This window comes from Grimontia hollisae CIP 101886, from assembly GCF_000176515.1.
In the GTDB taxonomy this organism is placed as follows: Bacteria; Pseudomonadota; Gammaproteobacteria; order Enterobacterales; family Vibrionaceae; genus Enterovibrio; species Enterovibrio hollisae.
Genome location: NZ_ADAQ01000010.1, coordinates 43906 through 58942, shown reverse-complemented (window position 1 = coordinate 58942; position 15037 = coordinate 43906). Strand labels below are relative to the sequence as shown.

Below are 15037 nucleotides of genomic sequence, written 5' to 3'. Positions count from 1 at the left end.
GACATCCGACCAGTTGAACCATAGGGTGAGAACATCTTTCTTTTCAAGGATGAAGCATGAAACAGACGCTCGCCCACGCCAACCGCATGCTCAAACTGTTTGGCTTTTTCAAGGTTCCCCTCATCTGGTATTGCCGCCCCAGAATTTTGGTCTTGGATGAAGAGCAAGTACAAATCCGAATTCCGTTGAAGCGTAAAACCAAAAACCACCTCAACAGCATGTATTTCGGCACTCTCGCTGTAGGCGCTGATGTGGCAGGCGGCTTTATGGCCATGAGTAAAGCGGAAACCAGGGGCAAGAAGATCTCACTCGCGTTTAAGGCTGTCACTGCCGAGTTCCTGAAACGACCAGAGGCCGATGTACTGTTTACCTGCAATGATGGAAAGCTGATTGACCAAATGCTCGACCAAACCCTTTCCACTGGCGAACGGGTTAACCAGCCAGTCCGTATTACGGCTACCTGCCCAAGCCTTCATGGTGACGAACCGATGGCTTTGTTTGATCTCACACTTTCAGTTAAAGCCATCAGCAAATAGTCAATCTCTTGTATATAAACAAAACTTGCTCAACTTCAATCACAAAATCTTCGTGATTGGCGGAGGCAGGTTTTGTCTTTTTCTGCAACCGGACATTTCACTTCTCTCCCTTTAGACAGTCCAGGTATTGACATTCTCGTAAGCCGCTCCAGATCAGTACCCCCATGAGAAGTCTACCGACTTATCAACTGTTTTTGTGGATAAAAAGTTCGTTATCCACAGACGAAAAATAAGTCTATTTCATTGTTTTTTATAGTGAAAATTCAGAGTAGAAATATACGCTACTTTTTAATGCTTTTTTGGTGTGTGATACATAGCAAGATTCTTAAATGAAAAATACATGTACAAAGAAGACTTTTCAACGAGCCTCATCGCCAGGCAGGCTGATGTTTTATTTGGCAGAAAAACTGTAAGGCTCTGGGGGTATAATCAACATGGACAAAACCAACAAACGCTGGTTTGTATCACAAAGAAGTAAAGTGCAGATGACTCCGAACGAGGTTTTCTATTTCACGACGGATGGCTGCCGTTTTATCATGAATTTGTTCTAACTTCCGCTGAATAGGAATGGTATCGGACGCTTCAACGTCTTCCTTTTCAATAGAAAGACAAATATCGGCCAGTTCCCTGGCACCAATCATAGCGGCTGCACCTTTCATCTTGTGAGCAATTTTTCTCACACCAGACATGTCTGACACTTTCATCGCAGATTCAAATGCATCAAGATCGGCCTGTTGGGTTGAAAGGTATTTGGTGAGAATATGGGTTAACAGCTCGGCACTATCCCCTACCTGATCTTTAAGCTGATCAAGATCGAAACTGGTACACGCTACAATGGCGGGAGACAGCCGCTCCCCTTTAGTATGGTCTTCCGCTTCAACACTGGTCTCGCGCTGAAACGTCCATTCCTCCGACACCGGGTTTCTTTTGGCATCAGATACGTACAACATCATCAGGTTAACCAATTGATCTTTAGTAAAAGGCTTCGCCAAATGTGCGTTCATCCCCGCTTCCAGACAACGTTCTGCATCCCCTGACAACGCATTGGCTGTCACCGCAATGATGGGGACGTTTTGATCGAAATCACGGATGTTACGGGTCGCTTCAAAGCCATCCATTTCTGGCATCTGACAATCCATCAGAATTAAATCGAAAGGATTGGCTTTGTGTTGTTCGAGCGCCTGTAACCCATTATCTGCCAACGTAGATTCACACCCAAGGCTATTGAGTACCAATACCATCAAATCTTGGTTAACCAAATGGTCTTCTGCAATCAATACTTTCAAACCACCAAAATGGACTGGTTCAACATTCTCTTCCTGCAGGTTGTTTTCGATTGGCGAATCATACGTTAAAGCATGAGCAAGGGCATATGGGTTGATTGGGTTGATCAGACAAGGCATCCCCATCTGCTCTACAATACCGTTATGACTGATCAAAATGGTATTCGCCGCTCGGCTAATCGCGGGCCGGACATCGCTCATCATGTTGTCATCGATGATCAGTAAGCTCGAACCGTCTATGCTTTCCGACAATACGCTTTTACCATAAAGCTGCTCAACAGCCATACCCATGCTTTCCAGGTAAGTGCTGAGCACCATGTAGAGTTGGGCATCCTCGGTGACCACCAACACCTTCATATCCCGGACATCTGGATTGACAACCAACCCTTCCAGCAATGTATGCGGGCGCTTCGGTGTCACAACAAGCGGCACATCGGCCGTAAATGTGGTACCGACAGCTTCTTTACTGACGACACGTATGTCGCCATCCATCAACTCAATAAACTTACGACAGACGGGTAAACCTAACCCAGTTCCCTGATAAGAGCGGGAATAGGAATTATCCACCTGAGTAAAGTTCTCAAAGATGTTATGCAGCTTGTCTTCGGGAATGCCTATACCCGAGTCTTTCACTTCCAGCCGCAGCATGTCTGATCCCCCTTCCGTCACCAGACTTAAATGCACCATCACTGAACCATGCTTGGTAAATTTGAGCGCATTCCCCACCAAATTAAGGATGATTTGGGTATAGCGGACAGGATCCAGTATTAACCAGCGCGGTAAATGGGGATCAATCAGGCAATGCAAACGCAGGCTCTTTTCCACTGCTTTAGCGTGAAACACAACAAGTGCATCATGCACCAGATCTGTCAATTCGCTTTCCTGTTCAATCAGACGCATTTTCCCTGCTTCAATTTTGGTGAGATCAAGCACATCGTTGATGATATTGAGTAACGCGTTAGAAGAGTGAATAAGCGTATCGACGAAGTAGGATTGCTGTTGGTTGAGATCCGTTTCCTTTAGCAAATTCGACATACCCACGATCCCATTCATCGGGGTACGGATCTCATGGCTCATCATTGCCAGAAAATTGGTTTTGGCCTCGTTCGCTCGCTCAGCGTCTTCTTTGGCTCGAACCATTTCCTCTGAAATCATGTCATTGAGCTTTTTCTGGCGAACAAAGTTCACCATAGCACTCAAACTGGAAAGCACTGGCTCTAACCAGGACACCAGATCGTCTTCATAATTGGTAGACTCATCAAATAAGCAAACAACGCCCACCAACTGGTTAGAGAGATAGAGAGGCATGCTGAGTGCATTAATAATCAGTTTTCCACTGTTGGCCGAAAGTCCCATCAACTGAAGACTCCTGTCGCCTTTTTTGGTATCGATAACCCGTCCCACTACGTCACGGACAAAATCTTCCGACACATAGCCATTGGCGATAAGTCTTGTTTGCGCCAACACCCGATACCTGTCTGGCTCCCCGTGATCAAGTTCAACAATAATGCCGTGGTTGCTCTCTCCTATCTTCAACAGGATTTTCAGCACCTCACGGAAACTGTTATGGAAGTCATCACTGACCAGAAATTTATCTTGCAGGGTTTTTACAGCGGAAAAGAGCTCAGCGCCTTTTGACACTTTCATCTTGTCGAGGTGTTGTTCAGTAATATCCCGGATAATGGCGACCTGAAGCGTTTTTTCGTTAACATCTATTTTGTTGGAACGCACCTGCACAATCTGCCGGTCATGGGTTCGGATCAGTTCGTAGTTTATGTTTTTAGTATTAAACCCATAGAGTGACTGGGAGAAGTAGGCGCGTGAATCTGGTACCACTTTGGCGATGATCTTCGACAACGTGATATCCTCCAACGGCACATCATCCAGCTCAAACATTCGCTTTGCTGCTTCATTCAACGTGGAAACTTGGTGATTCTCTCCCAGAACCAATAGGCCATCTTTGTAACTGTGAATGATAGTGTTGAGGTAGTTCTTGCTCGATTCTATTTCTTTAATTGCCCGCGCATATTTCCAGATCAGGAACATAATAATCAGATCGAGCAAGAAAACCTGTACGATACCGGAGACAATTTCAGAGGTCAGCGTACTTTCAACCGATCTGGGGTCTTCATAGATGATCAAATCACCGACTTTGGTCTCGTCGTCTAATCCGTTATAAATAAGAGGAATACTGCGCAACCGGAATTCGTTGTCAAACTCACCATCTTTGGGAGCGGTAATATGGCGAAAATTATCGTCTTTTGATATGACCTCAATGCGATAAACAAACCGGGAAGTGGACTCACTTTCCAAATCTTTTATAACGGTATCAAAATCATAATTCCACATATTTTCAGGAAGCCGATAGGCAAGGCGTGTGGCGATCGCAGAAAGTTTATAGTCCATCTGGCCATAGAGACGTTCATGGGTTTTGTGATAATTGAAGACGCCAAATACACCGAGGATCAACGTGCCGCAGATCAACAGAATGATGGCGAGTTTTGTCCGCATCATCAGCATACTGTTACACCTGCATGCTGGCGGTGATTTCCGCCGTGCTACTGCGAGCCTGTTCGAACTCTTTCAAAACGGCTCTGTCATTCAACTTCATTTGGTTACACCAGTGAACCACGCCGTTCCAATTCGCATGTTCTATATCATGGCACAGGCTTAACAATTGCCCGTAGATGCCCTCCTTACCGATTAAAGCACGCTTGACATCATTGGAGAGATCCAAGTCTCCAACAATGTCTGCCATCGGCTTACTGAGCATAACATTAAGCATGGAAAAAGCTCCCACAATGAACGCCTCATCTTTGTTGAAAGCACCGCCGCCATAGATGTTCAGTGAAGAAAGAAATGTTGCCCGGGTAAGGGAGACACTTTGCAGTTGGTGGGCATGTTGATGATTCAGATTTGACATGATCAATAAAGAAACAAGCCGACGTAACGCCTGAACCCCAAGATACACCACGGCCTGCCTTGGGTTGGAGATTTTATTGGCTTTGGTTTTCGCCAGAATGTTGGCGCTAGCCACCACCTTGTAAAACAGTGAAACGTCTTTCGAGATGATTTTTGTCAACGTATCAATATCATCCGGGTTACGATTGACAGTGATGTAGACATCCAAAAGGGACATTACTGAGGGGGCAATGTCTTCAGAGCGTTTAATTTGTGGCCTCTCAAAAAAGTATCCCTGAAACAATGCAAATCCACTGCTTTGCGCAGCAACCAATTCTTCTTGTTTTTCTACTTTTCTTGCCAGGAAAACTTGTTGTGAATACTGCTCAATCGCCTCCTCCCATTCGGATGGTTTTGAACGCTCCATACTGATACTGAATATATCCACCAGTTCCAGATAATTTCGCCATTCATTCACCATAGCCTGACCGTCCATCAGGATCCGGTAACCTTCTGTTCGATAGATGCGCAGTTTACTGACAACCTCTGGTTTGGGCGTGCAATCATCAGTAATAGAGATAATCAGGCTCTGTGGTGGCATTGCTAGAGGAATTTCGTCTACCAGCGAAGATTCGCCGAAGCTGACAATGTAACGGGTATCTCCCGGCTTACCACCACACGCCAAAAAGTTTGCACTGAGGATACGGGACGTTGCCGTATCCTCGTCAATGGATGGGAATTTGTTTTCCAACCCCTCGCGAAAGAGCAATTCACTCCCCCATTGTTCGAGGTCGTTGTCGAAAACCGGCTGACAGGAAAAGAATATTTCGGCCACGCAGTACACGTCCCACTTGTAAGAAACCCTAATTAAAAATTAGACTACTGGTGGTATTTTTCCTTCTTTTTCCGCTAAATATACTCAATCTATCCAGGGTTCAGGTTGTTTAGGTATAAGTCACATGCCTGCCCGTTCAATGGCATAAAAAAGAGCGGTTTCGCGCCTTTTGACTATTACGTCGTGACTTCACTCAGCCGATATGGAATTCGCAGGGGCTTATCGCTCATTCCGCCGACAAATACTGCCGTGATCTTTTCATCATCAGATTCAACACTTGCCCAAAGCCGAGAGCGCCTGTTTAACACCTCACCTTGCTCGAACAGATAGCGGTATTTACCACCTTGATACACGTGAAGGTAAGATGCCAGTGCCCCTGCCGCACTACCCGTTGCAGACTCTTCATTGATACCCAGCAACGGGGCAAAATTCCTGCAGCGTGCGGAAATATCAGACTCAGTAGGTGTTAGCGCAAATACGTGGATAGCACCAGTTTTAGACTTGTGATTGAAGGCAGAAATCGCGTCAAAATCCGGCGTGATCTGCAACAAACGGTTTTCGTTATTCACAGGTACAATGACATCCCACAGCCCAGTCGAGACAGACTTGACTGGTAGGCCAGTTGCAAGAATATCTTCAGCGGTAAGACCAAGCAGTGGCGCAATGTCCTCTGCATTGAACGAGTTGCCGAACGTCGGTAATGCCTGCTGCATGTTGATACGGCCTTCCGGAGTAATAGACACGCCCAGCACGCCAGCACCTGTTTCCTGGGTATAGTCACCGGCTTCAATTTTCCCAACTTTATACAGCGTCGAAAATGTACCGACAGTTGCATGACCACAGAGATTGACCTCTTCAGTCGGCGTGAAAAAGCGGACGTGATAATCTGCTTTTTGGGAGGGTAAAACAAACGCAGTTTCAGAATAGCCTAAATCTGCGGCAATGGACTGCATTTGTTTGGCACTGAGATTCTCGCCGTTAAGAACTACTCCAGCAGGATTCCCCCCCTGATTGTCAGCGACAAATGCATTCACAACGTAGACTTCAATATAATCTGACATAGCTACCTTCCCTTCATTCTTATTATAGTGATACACAAGCAACCAAGTTCACTGGTTTTATCAGGCTTGCATATTCTCGGCATCATTTTCGTTATTAACATCAATGAAGTACGGCACCTGAACATGTAACGTTTATTTTCTATTTGTTACAGTGTTATAAATTAGCGCAAAACACAAGACATTGATTAAGATTCGTCACCCCACAGATATGAAACTCGCAAACTTGCTAGCACTTGCGCTTTTTCATTAAAATGACCTTAAACGCTTAATAGGTGAAAGACGGCATGATCGATATAGAAAACCTGATTAAACATGCGCCAGAACGCGAACCGGATATTCCTTTACCTTCAATGGAAGAGCAAAAGCGCATTGCAGCAGAGCTTAAAGCGCTTGAAGCCAAAGGTGAATTAACACCTGAGATTCTGGAAAAGTATTTTGGTGGCAAGAAAACGCACTGATCTTGACAGACTTATCTGAGAGTATACGCGCCCTTCTATGGCGCGTCAGACTGCTGACAAAGCCCTGGCTATTTGGCTGGGGCTTTGATCTAATAAGGGATAAGCAAACCAATCATGGATGTGGTGACATGCTTAAAGACCCTGGCCCTCAGCAATATGAAATCGAGATGGTGACACTCGAACAGTTGGTCCCCAAAAACCATCTCGTTCGCAAAATCGATGCTGCCGTCGACTTTGAATTTATCCGCGACGAGGTCGCCCACCTCTATTGCCACTACAATGGCCGCCCTGCGATAGACCCCGTTCGCCTGTTCAAAATCCTGCTCCTTGGCTTCCTCTTCGGCGCCAAAAGTGAACGCCAGCTCGTCAAAGACATCGAGGTCAATGTCGCTTACCGCTGGTTCCTGCGAATGTCACTCACTGAAAAGGTGATTGATGCGTCCACCTTGAGCCAGAATCGCCGCCGTCGCTTCAACGATACCGACGTGTTCGAACGCATCTTCATCCGTATCGTCGAACAGGCGATGAGCAAAGGCATGGTCGATGGACGTACCTTGTTTACCGACAGCACTCACCTGAAAGCCAATGCCAACAAGCGTAAATACCGTAACGAACTAGTGAAACAAAACGTCAGTGCTTATGCCGAGCTGTTGGATGAAGCGGTTGACGCTGACCGCGCAGCAGAAGGAAAACGCCCACTCAAGCCGAAAGATGGTCACATTGAGAAAAACACCAAAGTCAGCACCACCGACCCAGACAGCGGGTTCATGACACGGGACCAAAAACCACAGGGCTTCTTCTACCTTGACCATCGCACCGTCGACGGCAAACACGGCATCATCCTCGACACCCATGTCACGCCAGGCAATGTGAATGATGCCCAACCGTATATCGCTCGTCTGGATACCACGTTAGCGCGCTTTACGCTCTCGCCTGTTGCCGCCGGGCTTGATGCTGGTTACTTCACCGCGACTATCTGCCATGAACTGGAGCAGCGCCAAATCCTGCCGGTGATGGGATACCGCCGGCCTCACCGTACGAAGAATCCTATCAAGAAAAAGCACTTTCATTACGATAAAGAGACGGACCGCTATCTCTGTCCTCAGGGACAGGAGCTGATTTACAAGACCACCAACCGTCAGGCATACCGTGAATATCACTCTGATCCGCAGACATGCAAAACCTGCCCACTGCGTGAGGATTGCACCAAGAGTAAAAACCACAAACGGGTGATAACCCGGCACCTGTTCGAGAAATCGGTTGAGAATGCCAACGCTCTGAGACTGACTGCCTGGGGAAAGAAAGTGTACCGACGACGGGCAGAGACGGTGGAGCGCAGCTTCGCGGATGCCAAACAGCACCATGGTCATCGCTATGCGAGATTCCGAGGCTTGTTGAAAGTACAAATCCAGTGCTTTCTGGCGGCAGCGGCACAGAACATCAAGAAGATAGCCCTGATGGAGGCTTATCTTCGCAAAACTGGGCTCAATGCGCGCCAAATAGTCCAGATAGTGACGCAATTTAGCGTCTATGGGCTAAAAGCAGCCTGAACATAACAATATGGAAAAATAGCGTGATCGCGGCCTTCGGCCGCTAACAAAAGAAAACCCCGCTTGAAAAAGCGCAATGCTGATCAGTTAAGGATCGGTTGACCGATCCTTCTGATGAGTCAGAATCTGAAATCATTCATTGATTTCAGATTTTTTATGCCTATTACCTCATATCTAAGTGATTTTCTCGAAGAATCACCCGTTGATGTTTCCCAACTCACGACGTTTGCTGAGCATGTCCCTTCAGAATGGGTTGCTGCAGCCGCATCCCTCTCTACTCAAGCCACCATCAGGCGTAGAAGATTACCCAGCGATATGGTCCTGTGGTTAATCGTGGGGATGGCATTCTTCAGAAATGAACCGATTGCTGAGGTAGCCCGTCGGATGAACATCTGTGCTGAAGGGCTTGCTGACGAAGCGCTTCTCGCCAAAAGTGCGCTGACTCAGGCTCGTCAACGACTCGGCTCTGAAGCACCTAAATGGTTGTTTAAAAAGTGTAGTGAGGGATGGGGCAAAGAAAGATACCCAGAGGATGATTGGCATGGCCTCCAGGTTTTTGCTGTTGATGGTGCATTATTCAGAACGGCAGACACTCCAGAGCTTCGCGAACACTTCGGCTCTGGGAACACCTCGGGTAAACGTCAAACACCCTACCCAGTTCTCCGACTTGTTACCATGATGAATGTGCGTTCTCATATCATCATTGATGCGGATATCAGTCCCTACCGTCGAGGTGAAATCCCCCTCGCTCAGCCCTTCATTAGTTCGCTTCCTGATAACTCGGTAACGCTGTTGGATAAAGGGTTCTATGGCGCAGATTTGTTGCTGAGCCTATCGGCTAGCGGTGTAAACCGTCACTGGCTCATTCCGGCTCGAAAGGGATTGGTGTACACGATTCTCGATGAGGAAGAAACCAATGACAATCTTATCGAAATGAAAGTCTCCCCTCAGGCCAGAAAAAAGAATCCGAGTCTACCTGAGAAGTGGCAAGTCAGGGCGGTGACTTATGAAGTGGATGGAAAAGAGAAGACCGTGTTTACTTCACTGCCACGAGAGAAGTACAGCGCTGAGCAAGTGGCCACGCTCTATCATGAGCGGTGGGAGATAGAGTTGGGATATCGAGACATCAAAAGCTCTATGCAGCACAATGCCATGACGTTGAGAAGTAAGACAGTCGAGCTTGTTTATCAGGAGTTATGGGGACTGCTTCTTGGATACAACCTGGTGAGACGAGAGGCCAGCCAAGCCGCGGTAGCTCATGGTCGTGCACCAAATGAAATAAGCTTCAAATACGCTTGCCAGTATATTGCGAGTCAACTAAGGATAATGAGCAAAGCTTTATCTCCGGGCAATACGCCTAAGAGGCTTAAGGCATTGAGAGGAGACTTATCTGTCCTGTTCATAGAAAAACGCCCCAGACCATCAAGACCTAGGGCAGTTAAAATGTCAAAGACCCGTTATCCGATTAATCGCAAAGCGGCTCCGCTTAAGTGAACTGCATTGCGCTTGAAAAAGCGGGGTTAGTCAGCAATCTGACGCGCCCTTCTATGGCGCGTTTTTGTTTTCTCGCCCCATATTGAAAGTTAGCCCGAAAGTCATAGTTCAATATTTTTATTGACCAATTTGAAACCAATGGTGTAAGTGTAAAGTAAACTGTTTTGTAAACACTTTTGTTGCATTTGAGCATATTGCTTTACATTTGTGGGTTGTTCACAGTTCTTAATGAGGCATGTCAAGCCATCTAACAACACGAGCTGGCCGTGACAAAACAAAGCTGAGAGGCAAAACATTCATCTTGCTGACCAAGGCGGAATATTGACCCCAAATTCCACCACTTATAGCAGTTGATGACTGGCGATGACTCTTGTGATGTCAACGTTCGTCCTACAGGGGCGGTATATAAGGAGAAAGGGGCATGAGTGACGTTGTGCTTAATTTTACGCTTGATGAGTTCGGCGTCCGGCTGGCGAAAGTCCGCGCAGTCATGGAACACCATGAACTGGATTTATTGATCGTCCATGATCCGTCCAATATGTCATGGCTGACAGGTTATGACGGTTGGTCGTTTTACGTGCCCCAGTGTGTTGTCATCGGTCATACCGGCGAACCAATCTGGTTCGGCCGTGGACAGGATGCCAACGGCGCACGCCGCACTGTGTATATGCATCGCGAAAACGTCATTGGCTACCCCGATCACTATGTGATGAATCCTCCTCTCCACCCCATGGAATACCTTGCCAATACAATCTTATATGAAAGACTTTGGGATAGAGGACGCATTGGCGTAGAGAAAGACAATTACTATTTTAGCGCCACCGCCTATGAATCATTACAGGAAAACCTGCCTAACGCGTCGTTTGTTGATGCAACCGGGCTTGTTAACTGGTGCCGGGCAGAAAAATCAGATCAGGAGCTTTATTACATGCGCGCCGCCGCCCGTATTGTCGAGAACATGCATCGGGTCGCCTACGAATTAATTGAACCAGGTTTGCCAAAACATATTCTGGTGGCTGAAATTAACAAGCATTCTGTGATCGGCCATGACGGTCATTTTGGCGATTACGCAGCCATCGTCCCCCTGTTACCATCAGGGATTGATGCGTCAGCCCCGCACCTCACCTGGGACGATAAACCCTTCAAGAAAGGCGAAGGCACTTTCATTGAAATGGCAGGCGTGCATCGTCGTTATCACTGCCCGCTATCACGCACCATTTATCTTGGTGAGCCAGCAGATCACTTCAAACGGGCTAACGATGCATTGAATGAAGGTCTTGAGGCAGGGCTTATGGTTGCCAAACCCGGTAACACCTGTGGTGACATTGCCGCCGCCCTTAATGCCACCATGGAAAAATATGGGTTTGACCGTGGTGGTTCACGCTGTGGATACCCTATTGGTATCAGCTATCCACCAGACTGGGGCGAGCGCACCATGAGCCTGCGCCCGACGGATAACACAGTGCTGAAAGAAGGCATGACCTTTCACTTTATGCCGGGCCTGTGGATGGACGACTGGGGCATGGAGACCACGGAAAGTATTGTGATCACAAAATACGGTGCAGAAACTCTGTGTAATTTTCCCCGACAGCTATTTGTTAAGCACTAAAACGTAGGGACGAAAAGATTATGGCAACGCTTCCGCCAAGTTCAGTATCTGCCACCGTGAATTTTGAGGCCGACGGAATCCAACATGGCTTTTTGACATTGCCCTATTCCCATGATGGTTCCGCGTGGGGCGCCATTATGACACCAATCACTGTCATCAAAAATGGCGAAGGGAATACAGCCCTTTTGACCGGTGGTAACCATGGCGATGAATACGAAGGCATTACCTCACTGCTAAAGCTTTGTCATTCGCTCAGCCCCAACCAGATGAAAGGCAGGGTCATTATCATCCCTATGATGAACCAGCCTGCGGTAAAGGCAGGCAGCCGGGTTTCCCCCATTGATAATGGCAACATGAACCGTGCGTTTCCCGGCCATCCCTACGGCGGAATGACCGAACGCATGGCGGACTATTTCAACCGTTATCTTATCCCGATGTGCGACACCGCACTGGATATCCATTCCGGTGGCAAGACGCTGGACATCCTGCCTTTCGCTGCCGCACACCGGTTGCGCGACAAAGCCCAGGAACAGCGTTGTTTGGAAGGTGCCAGGCTGTTTGGCGCGCCTTATTGCTTTTACATGGAAGAAATGGACCCAGCCCAGCTCTATGACACCGCCGTAGAGAATCAGGGGAAAGTGTTTGTCACCACCGAATTGCGCGGAGGCGGCACAACGACACCTGACACTATCGAAATCGCCGACCGTGGCATCCACAACTTCCTGGTCTACAGCGGCATCTTACAAAAACCTTATATTGACCCACACGCCGAACCTCAATATCTGGAGATCCCCACTGCCCAATGCTATTTGCAGAGCGAGCACAGCGGCATCCTCGAAATGTGTGTTTCACTGGGAGAGAAAATCAGACAAGGCGATCTTATTGCCCGCGTCTATTCCACAGAACGGACCGGGGAATGTCCGACCGAGTACCGTGCCCAAACAGACGGTACCCTTGCCGCCCGGCGGCACATGGCTTTAATTAATATCGGTGATACCTTCGCTGTGCTGGCGAAACCCGTTTCTCAATAATCTCTGAATTTTCATTATTCCCAACGCTATGCCACGCTTACAGGAGGACATTTAAACAGCGGGATTCACTGCACGTTGGCTTCCCCACCTATGCCATTTGGAGAACGCAATGCGGCTTGATCGTTACGACACCAAAATCCTTCACATTCTGGCCACTCAGGGACGCATCACCAAGTCACACCTTGCCGAAGCCATCAACCTGTCGGTCAGCCCATGCTGGGAGCGGGTCAGACGCCTAGAAGAAGCCGGGATCATTGAAGGCTATGGCGCCAAAATCAATCCCGGTATTTTGGCAAAGAAAACACCGGTACTGGTTGAAGTCACGCTGGGAAAACATGATGCAGAAAGCTTTGGGCGTTTCGAGCAAGCCATGCAGGCATGTCCAGAGGTTGTAGACTGCTTTGCAACCGGCGGCGGTGTGGATTACATCCTCCGCGTAATGGCAAAAGACATCGACCAATATCAACGCCTGGTCGACAGCTGGTTGATGTCAGACCTTGGGATTGAGCGTTACTACACCTACATTGTGACCAAGACCATCAAGCACCAACAGGAAGTGATAGAGATCGACGAAAACCTGATTCGGTGCTCCTGATTCGTTGTTCAAAGATATCTGACAGAAAAAACAGCCACTCTTCCAGCCAGAAATAAAAAAAACAGCATGATTGCCCCTGCCTAACAGAAAACAATTTTGCGCTGGCTGACATACCTTTTCAGTGGGAGAACACATTTACTCAACCGGGGAGGTCATGTTATGGCCGCGCTAAATCTGCCACATGAAGGAAAAGCAAGCCATGCGGTTCTGGAACATCTGGACGATGCCCGCCTGTTTCGCCAGCTTGCCTATATCAACGGAAAATGGGTTACGGGAAAGCAGGACATTGCCGTCACCAACCCAGCCAACGACGATGTGATAGGTTATGTCACCTCACTGACAGAAACACAAATCGGCAATGCCATTTACGCCGCAGACAGGGCGTTTACCACATGGCGGGCGCTTTCCGCAGAACACCGCGCCATGAAGCTAATGGCCTGGCATCACCTGTTGTTGGAAAACAAAGAAGACCTGGCGAGCTTACTGGTGTTGGAACAAGGCAAAACACGTGAAGAAGCCCGGGGCGAAATCGGGTATGGCGCGTCATTTGTCAGTTGGTTTGCCGAAGAAGCACGCCGCGCCTATGGCGAAACCATTCCCAGCCACATCCCCAATGCGCAACTGGCCACCATTCGTGAACCCATCGGTGTTGCTGCACTCATCACGCCCTGGAATTTTCCCAACGCGATGATCACACGAAAAGCCGCGGCAGCGCTGGCAATTGGCTGTACCGTGGTCGTAAAGCCAGCCAATGAAACCCCCTTTTCAGCACTGGCATTGGCCGAACTTGCCGAGCGTGCCGGTATTCCGCCCGGTGTGTTTAACGTGGTGACCGGTGACGCACCCATGATCTCTGAAACACTCTGCGCATCAGAAAAAGTCAAAGCGCTCTCTTTCACCGGCTCAACCCGTGTCGGCAAGATACTGCTTCGCCAGTGTGCAGACACCGTCAAGAAATGCTCAATGGAACTCGGCGGCAATGCCCCTTTCATTGTGCTGCCTGATATGGACATCAAACTCGCGGCAAAAGCGGCAGTTGATGCCAAATTCCAGACCTCGGGACAGGATTGCCTTGCCGCGAACCGGATTTTTGTGCCAAGAGATCGTTATAACGCGTTTATCGATGCCTTTGCATCCGGCATGCAGAAACTGCGGGTGGGTAACGGCATGCATAAAAACGTCGATATCGGGCCACTGATCAACCGACAGGCCGTCGAAAAGGCGCAAAAACTGGTGGATGACGCTCTGGAAAAAGGCGCAAACCTGATTACCACAAACCGCAAAACACCACCGGGCAATAACTTTTTCAACCCTGTGCTGCTGACCCATGTCACACCGGATATGGCCGTTTACCGCGAAGAAAACTTCTGCCCGGTTGCAGGCGTGCTGGCATATGACGATTTGGATCAGGTGATCGCACAGGCCAACGACACCGAATACGGCCTCGCCGCTTATCTCTATGGTCACGACATCCGCGACATCTGGAAGCTGATGCGTGGTTTGGAGTTTGGCATGGTGAGTGTTAACAGCGTGAAGATGACGGGTCACCCCATTCCCTTCGGTGGCATGAAGCAATCCGGTCTCGGCCGTGAAGGCAGTCGCCACGGATTCGATGAATACAGCGAAATAAAATACTGCTGCCTCGGCGGTTTACCCACAGCCAGCGGCTGCTAACGGAAAAGGA

Annotated in this window: 11 protein-coding genes; 8 read left to right on the top strand and 3 right to left on the bottom strand. The window is 48.4% G+C overall.

Annotated elements, in window-relative coordinates:
- Window positions 1-56 precede the first annotated feature (56 nt).
- Window positions 57-536, top strand: coding sequence for a PaaI family thioesterase (locus VHA_RS05005; protein WP_005502447.1), 480 nt, complete (start codon window positions 57-59; stop codon window positions 534-536).
- Between the two features lie 464 nt (window positions 537-1000).
- Here VHA_RS05005 and VHA_RS05000 read toward each other — a convergent pair whose 3' ends face one another.
- The 3 genes from VHA_RS05000 to VHA_RS04990 all read right to left on the bottom strand — a co-directional run bounded on the left by VHA_RS05000 (window position 1001) and on the right by VHA_RS04990 (window position 6616).
- Window positions 1001-4339 carry a response regulator gene (locus VHA_RS05000; protein ID WP_005502445.1) on the bottom strand — a complete coding sequence of 1113 codons (3339 nt, stop codon included), beginning with the start codon at window positions 4337-4339 and terminating at the stop codon, window positions 1001-1003.
- A gap of 4 nt (window positions 4340-4343) precedes the next feature.
- Window positions 4344-5555 carry an EAL and HDOD domain-containing protein gene (locus VHA_RS04995; protein ID WP_005502432.1) on the bottom strand — a complete coding sequence of 404 codons (1212 nt, stop codon included), beginning with the start codon at window positions 5553-5555 and terminating at the stop codon, window positions 4344-4346.
- Window positions 5556-5731: 176 nt separating this feature from the next.
- Window positions 5732-6616 carry a PhzF family phenazine biosynthesis protein gene (locus VHA_RS04990; RefSeq protein ID WP_005502430.1) on the bottom strand — a complete coding sequence of 295 codons (885 nt, stop codon included), beginning with the start codon at window positions 6614-6616 and terminating at the stop codon, window positions 5732-5734.
- A 284-nt stretch (window positions 6617-6900) separates the two neighbouring features.
- On the opposite strand from VHA_RS04990, the gene VHA_RS04985 reads away from it, so the two are divergent.
- The 7 genes from VHA_RS04985 (at window position 6901) to VHA_RS04955 (ending at window position 15027) form a co-directional block, all read left to right on the top strand.
- Entirely contained in the window at window positions 6901-7074 is a 174-nt protein-coding gene (locus tag VHA_RS04985; protein WP_005502428.1) for an ATPase, read from the top strand.
- 128 nt (window positions 7075-7202) lie between these two features.
- Window positions 7203-8624 (top strand): IS1182-like element ISGho1 family transposase, encoded by a 1422-nt coding sequence (locus tag VHA_RS04980; RefSeq protein ID WP_005502426.1) that lies wholly within the window; start codon window positions 7203-7205, stop codon window positions 8622-8624.
- A 156-nt stretch (window positions 8625-8780) separates the two neighbouring features.
- Complete coding sequence (locus VHA_RS04975; RefSeq protein WP_040528107.1) at window positions 8781-10118, top strand: IS4 family transposase; 1338 nt, start codon at window positions 8781-8783, stop codon at window positions 10116-10118.
- Between the two features lie 421 nt (window positions 10119-10539).
- Window positions 10540-11727 (top strand): ectoine hydrolase DoeA, encoded by a 1188-nt coding sequence (gene doeA / locus VHA_RS04970; RefSeq protein WP_005502425.1) that lies wholly within the window; start codon window positions 10540-10542, stop codon window positions 11725-11727.
- A gap of 20 nt (window positions 11728-11747) precedes the next feature.
- Window positions 11748-12758: a N(2)-acetyl-L-2,4-diaminobutanoate deacetylase DoeB gene (gene doeB / locus VHA_RS04965; RefSeq protein WP_005502422.1), complete on the top strand. Its 1011-nt coding sequence runs from the start codon at window positions 11748-11750 to the stop codon at window positions 12756-12758.
- A 109-nt stretch (window positions 12759-12867) separates the two neighbouring features.
- Window positions 12868-13353 carry an Lrp/AsnC family transcriptional regulator gene (locus tag VHA_RS04960; RefSeq protein WP_005502420.1) on the top strand — a complete coding sequence of 162 codons (486 nt, stop codon included), beginning with the start codon at window positions 12868-12870 and terminating at the stop codon, window positions 13351-13353.
- A 159-nt stretch (window positions 13354-13512) separates the two neighbouring features.
- Window positions 13513-15027, top strand: coding sequence for an NAD-dependent succinate-semialdehyde dehydrogenase (locus VHA_RS04955; protein ID WP_005502419.1), 1515 nt, complete (start codon window positions 13513-13515; stop codon window positions 15025-15027).
- The last annotated feature ends 10 nt before the right edge of the window (window positions 15028-15037 follow it).